The organism is Nitratireductor arenosus (assembly GCF_009742725.1).
Lineage (GTDB): Bacteria > Pseudomonadota > Alphaproteobacteria > Rhizobiales > Rhizobiaceae > Mangrovimarina > Mangrovimarina arenosa.
This window is the reverse complement of record NZ_WPHG01000005.1, coordinates 184,068-190,227: the sequence shown is the minus strand read 5'-3', so window position 1 is coordinate 190,227 and position 6,160 is coordinate 184,068. Positions and strand designations below refer to the sequence as shown.

The 6,160-nt window shown below is 63.8% G+C and carries 3 protein-coding genes and 1 tRNA gene; 2 read left to right on the top strand and 2 right to left on the bottom strand.

Going from position 1 to position 6,160, the window contains the following annotated elements:
- Positions 1–132: 132 nt before the first annotated feature.
- Both GN330_RS19605 and GN330_RS19600 read right to left on the bottom strand, forming a co-directional pair.
- Positions 133–209: transfer RNA gene (locus GN330_RS19605), tRNA-His, on the bottom strand.
- 212 nt (positions 210–421) lie between these two features.
- On the bottom strand, positions 422–874 hold the full coding sequence (locus GN330_RS19600; RefSeq protein ID WP_156714641.1) for a phasin: 453 nt from the start codon (positions 872–874) through the stop codon (positions 422–424).
- A 247-nt stretch (positions 875–1,121) separates the two neighbouring features.
- Between GN330_RS19600 and GN330_RS19595 the strand changes: the two genes are divergently transcribed.
- Both GN330_RS19595 and GN330_RS19590 read left to right on the top strand, forming a co-directional pair.
- Positions 1,122–4,799: a PAS domain S-box protein gene (locus GN330_RS19595; protein ID WP_156714639.1), complete on the top strand. Its 3,678-nt coding sequence runs from the start codon at positions 1,122–1,124 to the stop codon at positions 4,797–4,799.
- 230 nt (positions 4,800–5,029) lie between these two features.
- Positions 5,030–6,076, top strand: coding sequence for a Fe(3+) ABC transporter substrate-binding protein (locus GN330_RS19590; protein WP_156714637.1), 1,047 nt, complete (start codon positions 5,030–5,032; stop codon positions 6,074–6,076).
- The last annotated feature ends 84 nt before the right edge of the window (positions 6,077–6,160 follow it).

The following is a 6,160-nucleotide window of genomic DNA, read 5'->3' as shown; positions in this document are numbered from 1 at the left end:
ATTATGACTTAGGGTACTTCGACGATGAGACATGCAGACTGGAACCGCTTCAAAACCCCTTCGGGCCAAAAGTGTTACCCATGTCTCCGGTATAATCTGTAACCCATGTGTCCGGAATGGACCTTGGAAAAATGGTACGGTTGGGTGGATTCGAACCACCGACCTCAGGAGCCACAATCCTGCGCTCTAACCAACTGAGCTACAACCGCACGGCGCCTCTCGCGAAAGGCTGGAGTGCAATACGGTCAAATTCCCGCGAATGCAAGGGCGGCCATGCCGTTTGAGCGCACGAAAAAGGCCGGCTGAAACCGGCCTTTTCGACATCGCGCCCCCGAAGGATGTCGGCGCGGATCCCGTAGCGGTGACGCCTCCCACCGGACTAGCGTCGGCGCGGCGGATCGCCGCCGGCCGATATGCCCGATCAGGCGACCTTGATATCCTTCATCGTCTTTTCAAACGCGGTCTTGACCGGTTTGGAGATGTCTTCGACGGCCTTGGAGGACACAGCCTGCATGTCCTTGGCCTGGTCGACCATCATCTCGACATTCTTACGCACGAAGCTGGTCTGCAGTTCGACGACCTCGGAGATGGTCTTCGCACCGACCAGGGCCTCAAGATGACCGAAACCGGCCTCGGCATTGGCGCGCATCGCGGTGATCGCCTTCAGCGACACTTCGTCGCCGGCCTGCTTGATGGTTTCGAAGCTGGTTTCCAGGGTCTTCTGCGCGTCTTCGGCGCCGGCCTTGAACTTGGCGTAGGTCTCTTTCGACTGCTCGAGGCTCTTTTCAGCGAACGAACGGAGCTGGTCGGTCGCCTTCTCGGCGTCAAAGGTGGGGAATTCGATGGTTTCTGCTGTTTTGGCGGATTTCGACATGAGGGTCTCCTCTTCGATTGGCTGCGACCCCACGACAAACGGAATGGGCCGCTTCTCCTCCTATATAGCGCATTCTATTGTGCATTGCAACATAATTGCTGCATTGCAATATCCGACTGCGCCAGGTTAACCAACCAGTCAGATTCCGCTCGCCAGAAGGGCCCGAATTGTGGACGTTCGCGATAGTCTCTTTTATTAACGAACTCTTAACTCCGGGGCGGGTTCCAGCGAATTCGGATTGATGCTTATGGCGTCCAGCGACTACTCGTTCATCGACATTGCCGTAATGGACGAGGTCCGTTCCCGCTTCGCCGCCGGCGACGCCCTGGCCATTCTTTCCGCCGATATCGGCGAGGTGATCTGGGCCAACGGCCCCGGCGCGAAACTGTTCGGCTATCCCGACATCGAAGCGATCATGGGTGCCGAGACCGGGCTGACGATCGCGCAGCGCCGGCAGATCGCGGCGACGCCCGGCTTTCCCGAGATCGGCCGCGACCGGCCGCTTGCCATACGCCTGTCGAGCGGCAGTACCAGCCGGGCTGTCACCTTTCTGGCGACCGGCCTCCACCTGCCGGACGGCGAGCTGGCGATCCTGCTCGCCGCTCCCGCGCCGACCGCCGCGGCACGAGACCCCGAGGCGGTGCAGCGACGCGCCATATCGGGTTTCACCGAAGCCGGCTATTTTGCCGCCCTCCTCGACGAAGACGGGACCGTGCTTGCCGCCGCGCCTGGTTTCGGCACGCTGGAAATCGCTCCCGCGACGCTTTCGAACCTGGCGAGCGAGGTCGCCGACGAGCAGGACCGGCTCGTCAAGCGCCGGGTCGCCGCGCGCAGCGGCAACATTCCCGCCGGCATCGCCCGGTTGACGGACGCGCCCGCACTGCACCTGCTGATCGCGGTCGACGAAGCCGAGCCGCTGGCCGGTGATCCGCCAATAGCGGAAAAACCGCAGCCCGCCGGCGCACCCGAGACCGGACCGGACACGCCAGCCGAACCGGCCGGAAGCGACGACGGCCATGGGGATCTTTTCGACAGGGGGGACGGCGCCGGCCCGATCGATCCGGCCACGGCACCACACGCGACACCGTTAGCGGACGGTGGGAGCGTCAGCGCGAACGGTCGCGGTCAGGTCGACCGGTGGTATTTCGACGCGGATCGCCCCGCGCGGTCGCAAGACGGCACTGGGGAGAGCCCGGAGACCGATACGCCAGAAAATCCCGAACCGCCGCGTGGGGCCGACGATGATGGCGCGCCGGACGTGTCGCCGCTCGAGAGCAACGCGCTGCTCGAGACCCTGCAAACGTCAGGCCCGCTGCGTTTCGTCTGGCGCACCGATGCGGACGGGCGCATAAGCATGGTCGCGGAGGAGTTCGCCAAAGCCGTACGCATGCCCGTCGACACCATCGTGGGCCGCAGCTTCGTCGAGTTGACCGCACGTCACGGGCTCGACCCCGATGGCGAGATCGCCGGCCTGTTGGCACGGCGCGACACCTGGTCCGGCAAGACGGTGCTGTGGCCGGTCGACGGCACCGAGCTTCACATTCCCGTCGACCTGGCAGCCTTGCCGATTTACGGACGCGAGCGGCAGTTCGAGGGTTTTCGCGGGTTCGGCATCGCCCGCATGGCGGACGCGGCTGTCGATCCGCAGGCGCGCGGATTCGCGCGCTCCGACGAGGTGCCAGAGCAATCCCGCACGCTCCCCTCCGCGCTCCCCCAGGATAATGCGGACCAACCGGCGGGCGGTGCCGACGCGGACGAACTCACGCCAGACCGTCAGGAAAAGATCGTTCTCCTGGAGACGCGGCGCGCCGGTCCGGCCGCGCGAGCGCTTTCGTCGACCGAGCATGACGCGTTCCGCGAAATCGGCGACCGCCTCAAGGACGTCACCAGCGAGCGCGAAGCAGGCGAGGCTGACGAGGACAACGCCTTAGCTGAAACCAGACGACCCGCCGACAATGACGATCGCAAGACGGCCGATGAACGGCGTGGGGTCGAAAATACCCATGCGGACCCCGAACCGGCCGCCGCTGCACACGACGGCGGCACGACCGCTTCCGGTCCGCGGGCACCGACTGTGTCGACGACGGAAACAGAAACCGTCGGCGAAACGCCGCCGGGCGATATCGAGACCCCGCTGGCTGGCATGGGTTCTCCCGAGGCCGCGCACCGCGAAACCGGGCCAAGCGATGGCGCGACGCGCGAAGCCGGGATCGGCCGGCCGACGGACGACGGTACTGACGAAGCCGAAAAAACACCCGCCGGCGCCGAGGAGACCGCCTCCGGCGACCCCGCACCGAGCGGGGCCGAGACGTCCGCGGCGCCGGATTCGACTTCACCCGACGAGAAACCGGCGCGTACGGCCCCGATCGAGACGGCGGTCGTGGCGGGCGGGGAACCCGCACACGGGTCGAACGCTTTTGTCTTGCCGTCCGCCTTCGCCGCGGCCGGTGCGAGCGGCTACGGGCGCCAGTTCGGCGTGTCGGTATTCGCCAAGCTGCCGATCGCGCTGCTGGTCCATTCCGGCGACGTTCTGCATTTCGGCAATCCGGCCTTCTGGCAAATGACTGGCTACGCCTCATTGGACGATCTCGACGAGGCCGGCGGCCTGGGCGCGCTATTCGTCGAGCCCTACGAGACACTGGACGGCGACAATGACGGCGCCGCCATGCTGCGAACCAAGGACGGCCGTGAATTTCCGGTCCGCGCCCATCTTCAGTCTGTGCCCTGGCGCGAGCGCAAGGCGCTGCTTTTGGCGGTGACGCCGCTCGAGCAGCCGACCGGGCAGCGACCCGATTCCGAAATCGCGCTTTCGGACGCGCGCGTGGCCGAAATGGGCACCATTCTCGACACGGCGACCGACGGCATCGTTTTGATCGACGACGACGGAACGATTCGCTCGCTCAACCACCCGGCCGAGGCCTTGTTCGGCTACGACGCCGCCGAGATGACGGGAAAACCCTTCGTGTCGCTGTTCGCGGTGGAGAGCCAGAAGGCGGCCCGCGACTATCTGCAGGGCTTGTCCGACAACGGCGTCGCCAGCGTGCTCAATGACGGCCGCGAAGTGATTGGACGCGAGGCGCAAGGGCGTTTCATTCCGCTGTTCATGACCATCGGGCGTCTACCCGCCGGCGGCTTCTGCGCCGTGATGCGCGACATCACGCAATGGAAACGCGCCGAGGAGGAACTAACCAAGGCCCGCGCTCTGGCCGAAACGGCCTCGTCGCAAAAGACGGACTTCCTGGCGCGCGTCAGCCACGAGATCCGTACCCCGCTCAACGCCATCATCGGCTTTTCCGAACTGATCCTCGACGAAAAGTTCGGTCCGATCGGCAATGAGCGCTACCGCGACTACCTGCGCGACATCAACCGCTCGGGCAATCACGTCCTCGACCTGGTCAACGACCTGCTCGACATCTCCAAGATCGAGGCCGGCGAACAGGAACTGTCCTACGAGGCGGTGCCGCTCAATGAGACGCTCGCCGAGATCGTGGCCATGATGCAGCCGCAGGCCAATCGCGAACGCGTCATCATCCGCTCCAGCTATCCTTCGCGCCTTCCCGATATCGTTGCCGATCTGCGCAGCATCCGCCAGATCGCGCTCAACCTTTTGTCGAACGCGGTGCGCTTCACCCCGCCCGGCGGCCAGGTGATCGTCTCGACCGCCTATGAAGCGACCGGCGACGTCGTCATGCGCGTGCGCGACACCGGCGTCGGCATGTCCCGCGCCGAGATCGAGCAGGCGCTCAAGCCCTTCAAGCAGATCAATTCGCTGAAGCGTAAGCGCAGCGACGGCACCGGACTGGGACTGCCCCTGACCAAGGCGATGGTCGAGGCCAACCGGGCCAGTTTCTCCATCCATTCGACCCCCGGCGAAGGCACGCTGGTCGAGGTCAGCTTTCCCTCCACCCGCGTCCTCGCCGACTGACATCGGCACGGCTTTCGCCGGAACCGGCCGCGGACAAAAAATTGACAAAGCGACGCGGAAATTTCCAATACTTGACAATTCTAGTTTAGAATTATTCTAAACTATTGATTTTTATTGCTTTTTCCTTGACGGGCTCGCCTCTTTGCCTCAATAGGGGGAAACTGGCGGACCGGAGCGTCCTGTCCTGCCGTAGGACCAAGAAATCCACCTTCAGGAGGAGCCCCATTTTGATGACCCATGCGACCGACCGTTTTCGCCGCGCCGGCATCGCCGCTTTCGCCCTGACCTTCCTGGCCGGACCCGCGTTGGCGGAAGGTGAGGTCAACATCTATTCCTATCGTCAGCCGGACTTGATCAAGCCGCTGCTCGACGCTTTCACCGACCAGACCGGGATCACCACCAATGTGCTGTTCCTGAACAAGGGGCTGGAGGAAAAGATCGAGGCGGAAGGGGTGAACTCGCCCGCCGACCTGATTTTCACCGTCGACATCGGCCGGCTATCCAACGCCAAGGAAAAGGGTATCACCCAACCAGTCTCCGACGAGGCGATCAACGCCAATATTCCCGGGCAATACCGCGATCCCGACGGCCACTGGTTCGGCCTGACGACCCGCGGTCGCGTGGTCTATGCCTCCAAGGACCGTGTCGGCCAGGACGCGATCACCTATGAGGAACTCGCCGACCCGAAATGGAAAGGCAGGATCTGCATTCGCAGCGGCCAGCATGCCTACAATCTGGCGCTGTTTGCCTCCATGATCGCCCATCACGGCGAGGACTATACCAAGACCTGGCTAACCGGGCTGAAAAACAACCTCGCCCGCAAACCGGACGGCGGTGACCGCACCCAGGCCAAGGCGATCTATGCCGGCGAATGCGACATCGGCATCGGCAACACCTATTATGTCGGCCTGATGCAGACCAACGAGAAGGAGCCGGAGCAAAAGGACTGGGCCAACGCGATCAAGATCCTGTTTCCGAACACCGAGGATCGCGGCACCCACGTCAATATTTCCGGCATGGCGCTGGCCAAGCATGCGCCCAACAAGGACAACGCCTTGAAGCTGATGGAATTCCTGGCGAGCCCCCAGGGTCAGGAGATCTATGCCGAACAGGTCTTCGAATACCCGATCGGCCCCGGCACGGAGCCGGCCGCCATCGTCAAGGCATTCGGCGATATCAAGCCCGATCCGCTGCCGCTCGACGAGATCGCCAACAACCGAAAGGCCGCTTCGGAACTGGTCGACACGACCGGATTTCAGGATGGTCCGGCGAGCTGAACGCCGCGACATGCATGATGAGGCCGGGCCGGATCCGCGATCCGGCCCGATTTGCGTGACGGCCGCCACCATCGCAGGGAGACG